This window comes from Pantoea agglomerans NBRC 102470 (assembly GCF_001598475.1).
Classification (GTDB): Bacteria; Pseudomonadota; Gammaproteobacteria; order Enterobacterales; family Enterobacteriaceae; genus Pantoea; species Pantoea agglomerans.
Map to the genome: position 1 here is coordinate 230,571 of NZ_BCZA01000002.1, position 14,328 is coordinate 244,898.

General features: G+C 54.1%; 11 protein-coding genes. All 11 read right to left on the bottom strand.

Annotated elements, in window-relative coordinates; all coding sequences use genetic code 11:
* Positions 1 to 63: 63 nt before the first annotated feature.
* Entirely contained in the window at positions 64 to 1,740 is a 1,677-nt protein-coding gene (locus tag PAG01S_RS04685) for a methyl-accepting chemotaxis protein (protein WP_010258548.1), read from the bottom strand.
* Positions 1,741 to 1,846: 106 nt separating this feature from the next.
* Positions 1,847 to 3,409, bottom strand: coding sequence for a methyl-accepting chemotaxis protein (locus PAG01S_RS04690; RefSeq protein ID WP_022625501.1), 1,563 nt, complete (start codon positions 3,407 to 3,409; stop codon positions 1,847 to 1,849).
* Positions 3,410 to 3,603: 194 nt separating this feature from the next.
* Positions 3,604 to 5,277, bottom strand: coding sequence for a methyl-accepting chemotaxis protein (locus PAG01S_RS04695; protein WP_062757849.1), 1,674 nt, complete (start codon positions 5,275 to 5,277; stop codon positions 3,604 to 3,606).
* A 161-nt stretch (positions 5,278 to 5,438) separates the two neighbouring features.
* On the bottom strand, positions 5,439 to 5,936 hold the full coding sequence (gene cheW / locus PAG01S_RS04700) for a chemotaxis protein CheW (RefSeq protein ID WP_010258541.1): 498 nt from the start codon (positions 5,934 to 5,936) through the stop codon (positions 5,439 to 5,441).
* Between the two features lie 23 nt (positions 5,937 to 5,959).
* The gene (gene cheA, locus PAG01S_RS04705; protein ID WP_170933477.1) at positions 5,960 to 7,942 is read right to left on the bottom strand and encodes a chemotaxis protein CheA; all 1,983 of its coding nucleotides are present in this window, start codon (positions 7,940 to 7,942) and stop codon (positions 5,960 to 5,962) included.
* A gap of 11 nt (positions 7,943 to 7,953) precedes the next feature.
* On the bottom strand, positions 7,954 to 8,895 hold the full coding sequence (gene motB / locus PAG01S_RS04710) for a flagellar motor protein MotB (protein ID WP_010258536.1): 942 nt from the start codon (positions 8,893 to 8,895) through the stop codon (positions 7,954 to 7,956).
* A complete protein-coding gene (gene motA / locus PAG01S_RS04715) occupies positions 8,892 to 9,779 on the bottom strand; it encodes a flagellar motor stator protein MotA (protein ID WP_003849139.1) in 888 nt (295 codons plus the stop codon). The genes motB and motA overlap by 4 nt, the downstream gene beginning before the upstream one ends.
* Before the next feature lie 133 nt (positions 9,780 to 9,912).
* Positions 9,913 to 10,491 (bottom strand): flagellar transcriptional regulator FlhC, encoded by a 579-nt coding sequence (gene flhC / locus PAG01S_RS04720; RefSeq protein ID WP_010258532.1) that lies wholly within the window; start codon positions 10,489 to 10,491, stop codon positions 9,913 to 9,915.
* Positions 10,488 to 10,841, bottom strand: coding sequence for a flagellar transcriptional regulator FlhD (flhD, locus tag PAG01S_RS04725; RefSeq protein WP_062757853.1), 354 nt, complete (start codon positions 10,839 to 10,841; stop codon positions 10,488 to 10,490). Before flhD ends, flhC begins: the two co-directional genes overlap by 4 nt.
* Positions 10,842 to 11,861: 1,020 nt before the next feature.
* The gene (gene otsA, locus PAG01S_RS04730; RefSeq protein WP_010258527.1) at positions 11,862 to 13,298 is read right to left on the bottom strand and encodes an alpha,alpha-trehalose-phosphate synthase; all 1,437 of its coding nucleotides are present in this window, start codon (positions 13,296 to 13,298) and stop codon (positions 11,862 to 11,864) included.
* Entirely contained in the window at positions 13,295 to 14,083 is a 789-nt protein-coding gene (otsB, locus tag PAG01S_RS04735) for a trehalose-phosphatase (protein WP_022625498.1), read from the bottom strand. The genes otsA and otsB overlap by 4 nt, the downstream gene beginning before the upstream one ends.
* Positions 14,084 to 14,328: the final 245 nt, after the last annotated feature.

Sequence of the window (14,328 nt, forward strand, 5' to 3'; positions counted from 1 at the left end):
ACTCAATACATTATTTGTCTGCTGCGATGCCCGGCGGCTCAATAGCGGCCGGGCCACGGGCGTTTAAAAGGTTTCCCAGTTGTCGTCGCTGCGGGTAGCAGGCGAACGACCAACGGCTAACGGTGCATCTGACTGGAGAGTTTTCATCGCCGTTGTCTTGTTAACGGCCTGAGCGACAAATTCTTTACCAATATTGAACACTGATACCGCTTGTTTTAAGTGACTTGCCTGATCTTCGAGCGCTGCAGCCGCTGCCGCTGACTCTTCGACCAGTGAGGCGTTCTGCTGGGTGACGCGATCCATCTCGGTCACGGCAAGGCCCACCTGGTCAATGCCACGGCTCTGCTCGTCTGACGCTGATGCGATCTCACCCATGATGTCCGTGACGCGGGTGACCGCGCTGACGATGTTGCTCATGGTGTCACCGGCGCTCTCTACCAGCACCGAGCCGGTATTAACGCGGCTAACCGAATCTTCAATCAGACCTTTAATCTCTTTGGCGGCCTGGGCGCTGCGCTGCGCCAGGCTGCGCACTTCACCGGCAACGACCGCAAAACCGCGACCCTGTTCACCGGCACGCGCCGCTTCAACGGCCGCATTCAGCGCCAGGATGTTGGTCTGGAAGGCGATGCCATCAATCACACTGGTGATATCGGCAATCTTCTTGGAACTGCCCGCAATTTCTTTCATGGTGGTGACCACGCCATCCACCACTTTGCCGCCCTGCTGCGCGGTTTCAGAGGCGGTCAGCGCCAGCTTGGACGCCTGACGGGCGTTTTCGGCATTCTGCTTCACGGTCGCGGTGAGCTGCTCCATGCTGGCAGCGGTCTGCTCCAGCGAAGCGGCCTGCTGTTCGGTACGCGAAGAGAGATCGTTATTGCCGATGGAGATTTCGCTGGCACCGGTATAGATGGCATCAGAGCCGTCTCGTACGGTACGCACGGTACGGACCAGCTCCTGCTGCATGTGCTGCAGCGAAGTCAGTAACTCCCCGATTTCGTTACGCACGCTAATCTCAACCGGCTGGGTCAAGTCGCCCCGTGCGATGTGCTGGATATGCTCAATGCTCTGACGCAGCGGACGGATCAGCACCGAGCGCATCACGTTCCACACCAGGATAATCATCAGCAAGGTCACTGCCAGCGTGGCGATAACGATAGTGATGGAGCGGGTATACGCGTGCTGGTTGGCTTCCACACCCTGCTGAGACAGCGCTTTATTGTGCTCAAGCCACTCGCTGTAATCTTTCTGGAACTTGTCCTGGTAGCTCTGGGTCGGCTGATCTACAAAACCTTTGAAATTGCCGGCGGTGAAGAAGACCATCAGCTCCGCCAGCGCATCGTGATAGGCCTTGTAGTTCGCCTGTAACGCCCGGACGTTTTCGGCCGTTTTGCCTTCTTCTGACAGGTTATCGTTGAATATCTGATAGCTGACTTCAGCCTGCTTCAGCTCCTCGCCCGCCAGGGCGACCAGCTCTTTCACGCTGGCACCCGAGCCCGACATCTGTGCATCCTGCAGAAAACGGATACCGGCGCGGTTAAGGGTGTTGCGCGCCTGAACCAGCGAAACCCATGAGGTGCCCATCGCCTGTTGCAGAGTATTCAGGCGCTGGTTGTAGGCAAAATTCTCTTTATCTGAACTGACAGTTTTGAAAAACATTCCGCCGGAAAACAGCTGCAGCAGCGCAAACAGCGCCAGCACACACAGCAGGCCGGAGACGACTCGTACTCGACTAAACATAAACACCTCATTGGTTGGCGATTCGTGTGTATTTATCGGCGGAGACGGGGGGAACTTTATGCATGGCGACGGCTTTACGCCGCCGCCATGTTGAAAGAGGAAAAAATCAGGCGCGGGAAATTTTGAAAACGGAGACGGCCTGGGTCAGGACGCTGGCCTGCTGCTCCAGTGCGGCCGCAGCGGCGGCAGACTCCTCAACCAGCGAGGCGTTCTGCTGGGTCACGCGATCCATTTCGGTAACGGCCAGACCGACCTGCTCGATACCGCGGCTCTGCTCATCGGAAGCCGAGGCGATCTCACCCATGATGTCGGTAACGCGGGTCACGGCACCCACAATCTCATTCATGGTGCTGCCGGCGCTTTCAACCTGCAGTGAACCGCTGTTGACGCGTGACACCGAGTCTTCAATCAGGCCTTTAATCTCTTTGGCGGCCTGAGCGCTGCGCTGGGCCAGACTGCGCACTTCACCGGCCACCACCGCAAAACCGCGACCCTGTTCACCGGCACGTGCCGCTTCAACCGCCGCATTCAGCGCCAGGATGTTGGTCTGGAAGGCGATGCCGTCGATTACGCTGATAATGTCCGCGATCTTCTTCGAGCTGCCGGCGATCTCTTTCATGGTTGTGACCACGCCATTCACCACTTTACCGCCCTGCTGCGCGGTTTCGGAGGCGGTCAGCGCCAGCTGGGATGCCTGACGGGCGTTGTCAGCATTCTGCTTCACCGTGGCAGTGAGCTGCTCCATGCTGGCGGCGGTCTGCTCCAGCGAAGCGGCCTGCTCTTCGGTGCGGGCCGACAGGTCGTTGTTACCGGCGGCGATTTCGCTGGCACCGGTAAAGATGGCATCAGAGCCGTCACGCACATTCCCCACCGTCATCACCAGCGACTGCTGCATCTCATGAATGCCTGCTGCCAGCTGGCTCATCTCGTTACGCCCCTCAACCACAATCGGCTGGGTCAAATCGCCGGAGGCAATAGCGCGTATCTGTGCCAGCAGCTGTTGCAGCGGCTGAATCAGCACCTGACGCAGGCCAAACCAGCAGGTAATAATCACCGCAAGCACCGCAACACCAATCGCGGCCAGCAGCCACATCATCTGTTTAAAGGCTTTCTGGTTCTGCGCCATTCCCTGATCGGAAAGCTCAGTCTGACGCGCACGCCATTTGTTGTAGCTCTCCTGCATCGCGACCTGTTTCTGCTCAATGTTCTGTTTAAACATCCCTTCCAGGTCACGCGCCTGCAGACTTTTTACCATCGCCTTCAGGCCGTTTTCGTAGTTAGCGTAATCCGCTTCAAGCGTGTCGCCCATGGTTTCGTCAAGACCTGACGTGGTTGGCAGATGGTAATAGATTTTAAAGTGGCGATCGGCTTCCGCTAACTGGGTATTGGCTTTGTTGATCAGCTCATCAAGCTGACCGCCGTTCATCTGCGAGGCCATGCTGGTCTGTAAGCGCAGCATGCCGCGGTTCAGCGTGGTACGGCTGTTGTTCAGTGAAATATAGGCGTCAGTCATCTCGGTGACATTGCGATTAGAGACCTGCGACAGCGCAAAGGACTCTTTGTCTTTATTGAGGGCTGACCAGAAAAGGCTGCCAGCGACTAGCTGGAGCGCGCCAAAGATGACCAGGACTGCGATTAAACTGGTCACCACTTTTATTTTTTTTAACATCTTGTTCCCCTGCAGGTTAATTTAGGTGCAGCGGCTATATCGGCGATGTAACAGGATTAATTAACGCTATTCAGCGCTTTCAGGAGAGAAGTGGCTTTTGTAATTATTTTTATCAGCATGAGCTGCTGAGTTTGGCTTTACGCAGAGGAATCGCGAGGGGTTGCTGCGCATCCCGCAGGATGCGCAGCGTGACATCAGAAGGTTTCCCAGTGAGTATCACTGACCGGCGCCGTCAGGGCTTTGCGTGGTGCCAGCGCCGCCGTAGCGGGTGCGGCAATCGGCAGATGCTTTGTCAGCGTCTGCTGCAACGCGCCGCGTTTAATTTTGAAGACCGACACTGACTGACTTAACCGGCTGGCCTGATCTTCCAGCGAGGCGGCTGCCGCAGCGGACTCTTCCACCAGCGAGGCGTTCTGCTGGGTAACGCGATCCATCTCAGTGACCGCCTGCCCGACCTGATCGATACCGCGACTCTGCTCGTCCGACGCCGAGGCGATTTCACCCATGATGTCGGTGACGCGCGTAACCGCACTGACGATATCGCTCATGGTTTCCCCGGCGGTGCCGACCAGTTGCGAACCGACATTGACCCGGTTCACTGAGTCGTCGATCAACCCTTTGATCTCTTTTGCCGCCTGGGCGCTGCGCTGCGCCAGATTACGCACTTCGCCCGCGACCACGGCAAAACCGCGACCCTGCTCGCCGGCACGCGCCGCTTCAACGGCGGCGTTAAGCGCCAGAATATTAGTCTGGAAAGCAATGCCATCAATCACGCTGGTGATATCGGCAATCTTCTTCGAGCTGCCGGCGATTTCGCTCATGGTTTTCACGACACCCGCCACCACGTTGCCGCCTTTTTCTGCGGTTTCTGAGGCGCTGAGTGCCAGCTGTGACGCCTGGCGGGCGTTTTCGGCGTTCTGTTTCACCGTGGCAGTGAGCTGCTCCATGCTGGCCGCCGTCTGCTCCAGTGACGCAGCCTGCTGTTCTGTGCGGGCAGAAAGATCATTGTTTCCGGCAGAGATCTCGCTGGCACCGGTGAAAATCGCATCCGAGCCGTCACGCACATTGGTCACCGTGCGCACCAGTGACTGCTGCATGTCATGCAGACTGGCCGCGAGCTGAGTCATCTCGTTGCGCCCTTCCACCACAATCGGCTGGGTTAAATCGCCCTGGGCGATATGCTGGATGTGATTAATGCTGCTGTTGAGGGGTGTCATCACGATTTTGCGCAGTCCAAACCAGCAGAGCACGATCACGGCGACCACGACGGCCATGATGGTGGAGAGGATCCACATCATACGGCTGTAAGCAGAACTGTTCTCTTCAACACCAAGCGTAGTCAGGCGATTCTGATCGGCTCGCCATTCACGGTAAAGCGTCAGAAACGCACTCTGACTTGGCGCCACCGGGGCTTTACCGGCCGCAATCAGATCGTTTGCCTGTAGCGCGGTCTGCAACTGATCCAGCGCAGCGCCATAGTCGCTGTAGCGCTGCTCCAGCTGGTTGTTTAACTCACTATTCTGTCCCGGCGTATCGGGTGTCTCTTTAAAGACTTTGAAAAAACCGGCGGCCGCCTGCTGGAAGTTTTTGCTGTCGTCAAACAGTGTGGCGACATCGGCCGCTTTGCCTTCCAGCTTACTGGTGGCGAAACGCAGCTGAATACGGGTCAGCAGCACCCGGCTCTGGTTAAGACTCATATAGGCGTCGTTGAGCGACTGCGTATTTTGCATCGCCAGCTGCGACACGGCGAAGCTTTGCTTGTCGTGGCTTAATGCGGAGTAGAAAACAGAACCGGAGAAGGCCTGTAACAGCCCAAACACCAGCAACACCAGTAACAGGCTGGTGACAACACGGATTTTCGTTAACATGAGTAACCCTGAAGAAAGTAGGTAATTAAAGTGACTGAGGGATTATCGGCAGGTGACAGCGGGAAATTAGAGTGCAATGCGGCTTTATTCTATGATTAGAAAGGAATTATCGCTCAGTGAAACTATCACGGGCCAGCCATAACCGGCCCGTGATGATTCAATTACGCGCTACGCAGGTTATCCACCAGCGCCATCTCGTCGCTGCTCAGCAGCTTCTCAATGTCGACCAGAATCAGCATGCGATCGCCCAGCGCACCCAGACCGGTCAGGTACTCGGTGGACATGGTCACAGCGAACTCTGGTGAAGGACGGATCTGATCCTGGGTCAGCGACAGCACATCAGAGACGCCGTCAACCACAATACCGACCACGCGATTTTCCAGATTCAGCACGATAACCACGGTGTTTTCATTGTACTCAACATCGGGCTGCGCAAACTTCACGCGCAGATCGATAATCGGCACGATAACGCCGCGCAGGTTAGTGACGCCGCGGATAAATTCAGGGGTATTTGCGATACGCGTTACCTGATCGTAACCGCGAATTTCCTGAACTTTGAGGATATCGATGCCGTACTCTTCGTCGCCCAGCGTGAAGACCAGAAACTCCTGACCCACAGTTTCGCCAGCGATTTTTGTCACGGTTGCCATTCCATTCATGTTATTTACCCTTTCGTTATCAATCAGGCGGCAGCGCCAGCCACACGTTTTTCACGGTTAAGTGATTGCAGTGCTGAAACATCAACAATCAGCGCCACGCTACCATCGCCAAGAATGGTGGCGGCGGAGATGCCCGGCACTTTGCGATAGTTACTTTCCAGGTTCTTCACCACCACCTGATGCTGGCCAATCAGCTGATCGACCAGTAGCGCGTAACGTTTGCCCGCGCTTTGCAGGATCACCACGATGCCCTGAGTGGCCTCGGTTTTGGCATCCTGCACATCAAAGACGTTCCACAGCTCGACCAGTGGCAGATATTCGCCACGCACTTCCAGCACGCACTCGCCACCGGCCAGCGGTTTCAGCTCTTCGGCGCGCGGTTGCAGCGACTCCATCACCGCATTCAGCGGCAGAATAAAGACTTCATCGGCCACACGAACGGACATCCCATCAAGGATGGCCAGGGTCAGCGGCAGCAGGATACGAATGGTGGTGCCTTTGCCCTGCTTCGAGGCGATTTCGACGTGACCGCCCATCTCCTGAATATTTCGTTTCACCACGTCCATACCGACGCCGCGTCCTGAAACATCCGTCACCTGCTCTGCGGTGGAGAAGCCCGGAGCGAAGATCAGCATGCCGACCTCTTCGTCGCTCATGTTCTCGTGAACCGGCAGGCCCGATGAGAGGGCTTTAGCCAGAATACGTTCACGGTTCAGACCGGCACCATCATCAGACACTTCAATGCAGATGTTGCCGCCCTGATGTTCCGCTGAAAGCGTCAGGTTACCGGTTGCCACTTTACCGGCCACCAGACGTTTCTCTGGCGTTTCGATACCGTGGTCAAGGCTGTTACGCACCAGGTGCGTTAATGGATCGATGATGCGCTCAATCAGGCTCTTATCGAGTTCGGTTGAGCTGCCCAGCAGCGTCAGTTCGACCTCTTTGCCGAGTTTGCTGGCCAGGTCACGCACCAGACGCGGGAAGCGGCTGAAGACATATTCCATTGGCATCATACGAATCGACATCACCGATTCCTGCAGATCGCGGGCGTTACGCTCCAGCTGACCCATGCTGTTCAGCAGGTCACCGTGCGCGACCGGATCGAGTTCGCCGGAACGCTGAGCGAGCATTGACTGGGTAATCACCAGTTCGCCCACCAGGTTGATCAGCTGATCGACCTTCTCCACCGCAACACGGATGCTGGTGGATTCGCTCGATTTGGCAGGGGCCGCGACGCGCTTACTTTCACGCTTCACTGCGGCCACCGGCAGTTCGGTGACGGTGGCAGTGTGAACGTCTTCCACCACCGGTTCGGCCTCGGCAGCAACAGCAACTGGCGCGGCAACGGCTTCGTCTGCTGCCGGGAAGCGGATCTGTGCTTCGTCGATGACGAAGCAGAGCACCGCCACGATGTCATCTTTACCGACGCCATCAATGCAGACATCCAGCGTGGTGCTGCCTTTCTGTACGTTTGTCAGGGTGCCGAGATTACTCATCTCTTCCAGCATCAGATCGACCTCTTTCTCTTTGAGATCGATCAGCTGTACACGCAGGCCGCTGGTGCTGGCCGATTCTGCGCTGGCAGTGGCAACACTGGCCGGAACATCAGCCGGCAGACCTTTGGCCTCTAGCGCCAGCTGGCGCAGCGCTTCACAGATATATTTGAAGCTCTCCGCGTTAGGCTCCTGCGCGGTTTTATAAGCATCGAGCTGTTCCTGCATAATATCTTTGGTTTCCAAAAACAGGTTGATGATGTCGGTGCTGAGCTGCATCTCGCCGCGACGAGCACCATCCAGAATGTTTTCCAGGATATGAGTCGTTTCCTGTAATACCGTAAAACCAAAGGTTCCGGCCCCACCCTTAATGGAGTGAGCGGCACGGAAGATGGCGTTAAGCTGTTCCGAATCTGGCTCCTGCGGGTCTAAGCCCAACAGGTGTTGTTCCATATCCGCTAATAGCTCATCGGCTTCATCAAAAAACGTCTGGTAAAAATCGCTGATGTCCATACTCACGGGAATCACCTCGGCTGTGAGGGGGCTGCTGTATTCACCGCGCCGCCTGGTGTTGCAGGTGCGGTAATCTGTTCAATGGCCGCCGGATCGCTGATCTGGACGGCATCACTTTCTGCGTTCTCTTTTTCTATTGCCGCTTCGGTGTCGTGGTTCAACACCAGCAGGCTGATGCGGCGGTTAACGGCGTCATTACCGCCACGATTTTTCAGGCGCATGGTGTCGGCCATACCCAACACCCGTAAAATTTTTCCGCTGTCTAAGCCGCCCATCACCAGTTCACGGCGTGAGGCGTTAGCACGGTCTGTCGACAGTTCCCAGTTGCTGTAGCCTTTGTCACCGCTGGCATACTGAAAATCATCGGTATGTCCGGCCAGGCTGATGCGGTTCGGAATGTCGTTAAGGACTGGCGCTATCGCACGCAGAATATCGCGCATATAGGGCTCAACCTCGGCCCGACCGGTCTTAAACATCGGGCGATTCTGGCTGTCGATAATCTGAATACGCAGCCCCTCTTCCACCATGTTGATGATCAGATGCGGGCGCAGCGCTTTCAGACGCGGATCCGCTTCAATCAGCTGGTCGAGCTTTTCACGCAGCCGGTTAAGACGAATCTCATCCAGCTTGCGTTTCTGGGCGTCCATATCGACGACTTTGTTCACTTCGCCAATCTTTTTGGTCGGATCATCACCGCCGCCGGGGATCGGGCTCTCGCTGTCGCTGCTGCGCGCCCCGCCGGTAATCGCTACCTTCAGCGGTGTTTTGAAGTAGTCTGCTATCTGCACCAGCTCCTGCGGGTTGGCGATTGAGAGCAGCCACATCACCATAAAAAAGGCCATCATCGCCGTCATAAAGTCGGCGTAGGCAATCTTCCACGATCCGTGGCTGCCTTCATGGCCTTTATGTTTGCGCTTTTTGATCAGCACAATTGGGCGATTGCCGTGTTTCATGAAGCCTCGTCTGAAGTCTGTTTAGCCGGGTTCTTGGCGTTACGTACGTGCTCTTCCAGTTCGCTGAACGACGGACGCTCGGCGGAATAGAGCGTCTTACGACCAAATTCCACCGCAATCTGCGGCGCGTAACCATTCAGGCTCGACAGCAATGTCACCTTAATGCACTGCATCATCTTGGTGGTTTCCGCACACTTCTGACGCAGCACTGACGAGAGTGGAGAGACAAACCCGTAGGCCAGCAGGATGCCCAGGAAGGTGCCCACCATCGCATGCGCGACCAGCGCACCGAGTTCAGCGGCTGGACGATCGGCCGAAGCCAGTGCATGGACCACGCCCATTACCGCGGCGACGATACCGAATGCCGGAAGACCATCACCCACTGCAGCAATACTTTGCGCTGGTACGTCACACTCGTGTTCGTAGGTCTCAATCTCTTCATCCATCAACGCTTCGATTTCAAAAGCGTTCATGTTGCCGCTCACCATCAGGCGTAAATAGTCAGTAATAAAATCCACTAACTGTTTATCGGCAAGAATGCGGGGATAATTAGCAAAAATTTCACTCTGGCTGGGATCTTCAATATCGCGTTCCAGCGATAACATGCCCTGCTGACGCGACTTCGCCATCAGGCGATAAAGCAGCGCCATCAAATCCATGTAAACCGCTTTGTTGTACTTGGAGCCGCGAAATAACTTAGGCAGCGCCTTCAGCGTTTTTTTAATCGACTTACCGTTGTTGCCGACTAAAAAAGCACCGGCACCGGCACCGCCGATCATTAATAATTCGGCTGGCTGATAAAGCGCGCCCAGATGGCCACCTACCAGCGCATATCCGCCCAACACGGAGCCTAAAACAATCAGGTAACCTATAATTATCAGCACAAAAAAATCCTTACGTCCGTAACGTGTTGGTGGAAGTTAAGCCAGAGAGCCGCAGATGTTATTCCTGAACCGCAAGCAAAAAAAAAGCAGCGGTATTAACCGCTGCTGGATGGCTTCCACAGTGCGAACAAACTTAAACGGCGTGTTTAACCTGTTCATCCAGCAGTTGTGGAAACATATCGGCAGGTTCTGCAGAAAGTTTACGTCTTTTTACTGCCCGTGATGGTGGCTGGCACAGGCTGCAGGTAAAGCTGCCAACCGGCTGATGCGCATGATTAATAAAGCTGCCGTTGCAGCTTTTACAATCTGCCAGTTCCAGCATACCGCTATCAACGAATCGGACCAGGGTCCAGGCACGAGTCAGCGCCAACAGCGGGCCCTCGTCCGATTGAGGACACTGTTCAAGATACAGGCGGTAAGCTTTAATCACGGCATCGACGCCGCTGCACAACCCGGTTTTCAGCAAAAACTTCCAGGCGTTACAGAACATAGAAGCATGAATGTTCTGCTCCCACGTCATAAACCAGTCCGTAGAGAACGGCAGCATACCTTTCGGTGGCGGACTGCCACGTAATTCTTTATAGAGCTTGATGAGACGACCGCGGCTCAGCTGGGTTTCGCTCTCAAGCATCTGTAAGCGGGCACCTAATGTAATGAGCTCCATCGCGAGATGAATATCACGTGCTTCCTGAACAATACTTTTCTCACTCATGACATTGCTCTCTTTTTAGCAGGTGCATCATCTTTAGACGCATTACGCAGTAAACGGCTCGATAATAAAATGCCGGTGTGGATTTGTTGTAAATCATCCACGCGTGATTCCTGCGTCAGGCGATTAATGGTGCTGCTATCGGTAAAACGAAACTGGCAAACCAGTTGATTGGTTTCCGCCATTTTTACCATCTCAGGCAATGTTAATTCAGATAATGCATTCGCCATTTTCTCGTCAATTCCGAGGCGAAACATTGCAGAAGCTTTATCCTGGTTAATTAAACGCTGCGCAAGCAGTAAATAAGACAAGTTGAGATCGTAAATATGTTTCAGTACTTCAGAGTTGCCCATTATTTTTCCATCCTGAGAGATGCGACGTAACTGTATCGCAGAATAAATCTGCGGTTCGAGCTGCTGTTTGTTAAATCAAAAGATGGCAAAAAAAACTTCACGTAACGTTAATGTCACCGTTTTCGCCTTCCATTTTTGTGTGGGTTTCAGACCCACCGAAGGTCGAAAATCCATGCCATTTTATTTTCGAGTTCTGGACATCTTCCGTGACGTCTTCTTACATTTTTTAGGACTATTCCGAAAACAACGCAAATCTATATCGTCTGATTTCGACATACAACGACAGTGATGTGAAATTTTAGATAAAGTGTGACGCAGATCACACTTTTAACGCAAATTTCTTCAGCAACCCTTTACCATTACTTACCGACTGGTCATTTTTTGAGCAAAAAAGCCCGATTTTAAGTCCAATTGGTCCTGAGAAAGGTTTAATAGGGGGTAAAAGCATCGCTATTCGACGCTTTGCGCAGTCCGGAATGAATATCGGGTGTTAATCGTTTTAACACCCTATTTAGAACCACCCAAAGAAAGGTTATCAGCATATTATGCTGCTGCGACCTTCAGGTATTTGCTTTTAAATTAGTTACTTAAGGGGAGTATCGCAGAGGGTGAGTAATGAAATCGTTAAGGTTTATACGGCAGCAGGTCAGATTTCTGGCAACCTGACGTTAACAGTGGTGACCGGGTGTACAGACTCTGATTCCCACTGTAACAAGGGGTTATATAAGAAAGTCGAATGAATTAACGAAGGGTTATGCGTTGGCACTATCACTATCGGCAGCCTGAAGAGAAACTTGAGTAAAGAAGGTAAAGAAAGCGGCAGGGGCTGACAGGACGGGGGTTTCCGGGCTTACCTGCATTTATCGGGCCACTCCGGGCAGCCACTGACGTTATCAGCGTAGAATCGTAGCAAACGGTCATTAACAGATAGCAGGCGAGTTTTCTGTGACCTGGGCCGAAAAAAAAGCAGCGACGCCGTAGAGGCGCCGCTGCTTTCATAACCCTGAGTCAGAACAGATATCAGGCGAGTTTTGGGAAGGTCGCGACTTTATTAACCGTGTTGTGGTCAACGCTGCGCGGTTCAATGCGTTCCAGGTCTTTCAGGAAGCCTTCACGCCAGGCGGTAATATCATTTTTACGCAATACCGCCATCATGTCGTTGTAGCGTGAAATCCTTTCGGTACGCGGCATAGTAATCGCCTTATCCAGCGCGGCGGCCACTTCATCACGGTCATACGGATTCACAATCAGCGCGGAGGTGAGCTCGTTAGCCGCACCCGCAAAGCGCGACAGCACCAGTACACCGGGATCATCAGGGTCCTGCGCAGCCACGTACTCTTTCGCCACCAGGTTCATACCGTCACGCAGCGGCGTAACCAGACCGACATCGGTCAGACGGAAGATTTTCATCAGCAGTCGACGGTCAAAATGCTGGTTAAGGTAGTAGAGCGGGGTCCAGCCCAGCGTACCGTATTTACCGTTGATGCGCCCTGCTTCGGTCTCCAGCTGATGACGGATATCCTGATACGCCTGCACATCGCCGCGCGAGGTCGGTGCAATCTGCGAGTAGCGAATTTTGCCGCGATGCTGCGGGAAGTTCTCCAGCAGCGCTTCATAGGCAAGAAAACGCTCAGGCAGACCTTTGGAATAGTCGAGACGTTCGCAGGCAATAATATTGCGTGCATCGCCCAGCTCTTTCTTCATGGCGGCCATTTTCGGTGGCAGCGGCCCTTCGGCCATCTCTTTAATACTGTCTGGCTCAATCCCGATGGGATAAACCTCAGTCATAAAGGTGTTGCCAAAGGCGCGATGTTTTTTGTCGCCCTTATTCTGCAGCTGTGTAAGCTGGCTGACGCTGTCGAGGAAGGCCACCCGATCCGATTCGGTCTGGAAACCCAGCAGGTCATATTCGCACAGCATTTCCAGAAGCTCTTTGTGCGGCGGCAGCGCATTAAATATTTCAGGCGTCGGGAACGGAATATGCAGGAAGAAGCCGATACGGTTATTAATGCCCGCCCGACGCAACGCGGCTGCAAACGGTAAAAAGTGATAATCGTGGATCCAGACAATATCATCCGGCTTGATCAGCGGTTTTAAACGCTGTGCCACCGCATCGTTAACGTCGCAATACCCTTCCCAGGCTTCCCGCTGGAACTGAACCAGGTCAAGGCGATAATGGAATGCGGGCCAGATGACAGTGTTTGAGAACTGGCAATAGTAGAGATCGTAATCGTTCTGGCTCAGCGGGAACGAGGCATACTCAATACCTTCATGTTCCTGAACCGTGACTTCTTCCACCTCTTCGCCTGTGTACTCGCTGATTTCACCGTTCCAGCCAAACCACAGTCCACCGGTGCTTTTCAGTGCATCGAGAATACCGACGGCCAAACCGCCAGCGCTGGTTTTTGACCCATCGGGCATGGCGACACGGTTAGATACAACCACTAAACGACTCATAACCTAAACTCCTTACCGACGTTGTCTTGATCTGATAGTAATAATGTTCTTTCCAGCCAGCCGTAAACCGCATCGACATCATGAAGCCGATAATGGGCCTGGGTGGAACCTTCTCCGACTTTGATCGAGACGCCCTGCCGTGCGTTCACGGCCAGAAAGCCCTTCTCATCCGTCAGATCGTCGCCAATAAAGACCGGCGTACGTCCGGCAAAAGGGGGCTGCTGCATAAAGTCGCTGATTGCGGCGCCTTTATCGATACCTGCCGGTTTAATCTCAACCACACATTTCCCCGGCTGAAGCGCCAGTCCGGGAAAACGTTTCACTGACTGTTCAGCCAGTCGCATCACATCCTGCTCATGCTGCATCGCCTGGCGGTAGTGAAGTGCGAAAGCCATGCCTTTTACCTCCAGCTGGGTGCCAGGCCAGGATGCCATGGCATCCTGCAATTCCGCCCTGAGCGATTGCTCCACCTCGACCGGCAGGCTGATGCGTTGCAGATTACCCTCTGCATCACGGCGCTCAGCACCATGTACGCCCGCAGCCGGGCCGTACCAGGGAGCGGCCAGCGCATCGAGTTGTTCTATAGGTCTGCCGGAGACCAGCGCCAGCGCGCCCTGCGAGAGTGCAGAGAGCTGCTGCAGTTGCGCGATGACCTGCTCAGGAATAAATACCGCTTCGGGACGGGACTGAATCGCTGCCAGCGTGCCGTCGACATCAAAAAAGAAGGCGTACTGCCCGCCGCTTAATGTCGGGTACCTGGCATGGGTGTCTGCCGCTTGGGTCACGTTACTTCTCCTGAAAATCGAATTTTAATAAAACATTGAGTTAAAACAAGAATGTCCTGACGCAGTCAGGTCAGCAAGCGGGAAATTCTGATAAAGCGGTGATTGAGGGATAAAACGCGGTAACGGGATAGGTCACTCTCCTCAAACTTGCAAGCGCATTGCTGACAATACTGGCTAACTGAGAACATCTTCACAGTAAGTGTAGTCATTAACAGGGGTTATGCCAGAAAGATGCAGGTTTCATG

Coding starts and splice junctions, on each gene's coding strand:
- PAG01S_RS04685 (WP_010258548.1), bottom strand. CDS start 1,740: ATGTTTAGTCGAGTACGAGTCGTCTCCGGCCTGCTGTGTGTGCTGGCG.
- PAG01S_RS04690 (WP_022625501.1), bottom strand. CDS start 3,409: ATGTTAAAAAAAATAAAAGTGGTGACCAGTTTAATCGCAGTCCTGGTC.
- PAG01S_RS04695 (WP_062757849.1), bottom strand. CDS start 5,277: ATGTTAACGAAAATCCGTGTTGTCACCAGCCTGTTACTGGTGTTGCTG.
- cheW (WP_010258541.1), bottom strand. CDS start 5,936: ATGAATGGAATGGCAACCGTGACAAAAATCGCTGGCGAAACTGTGGGT.
- cheA (WP_170933477.1), bottom strand. CDS start 7,942: ATGGACATCAGCGATTTTTACCAGACGTTTTTTGATGAAGCCGATGAG.
- motB (WP_010258536.1), bottom strand. CDS start 8,895: ATGAAACACGGCAATCGCCCAATTGTGCTGATCAAAAAGCGCAAACAT.
- flhC (WP_010258532.1), bottom strand. CDS start 10,491: ATGAGTGAGAAAAGTATTGTTCAGGAAGCACGTGATATTCATCTCGCG.
- flhD (WP_062757853.1), bottom strand. CDS start 10,841: ATGGGCAACTCTGAAGTACTGAAACATATTTACGATCTCAACTTGTCT.
- otsA (WP_010258527.1), bottom strand. CDS start 13,298: ATGAGTCGTTTAGTGGTTGTATCTAACCGTGTCGCCATGCCCGATGGG.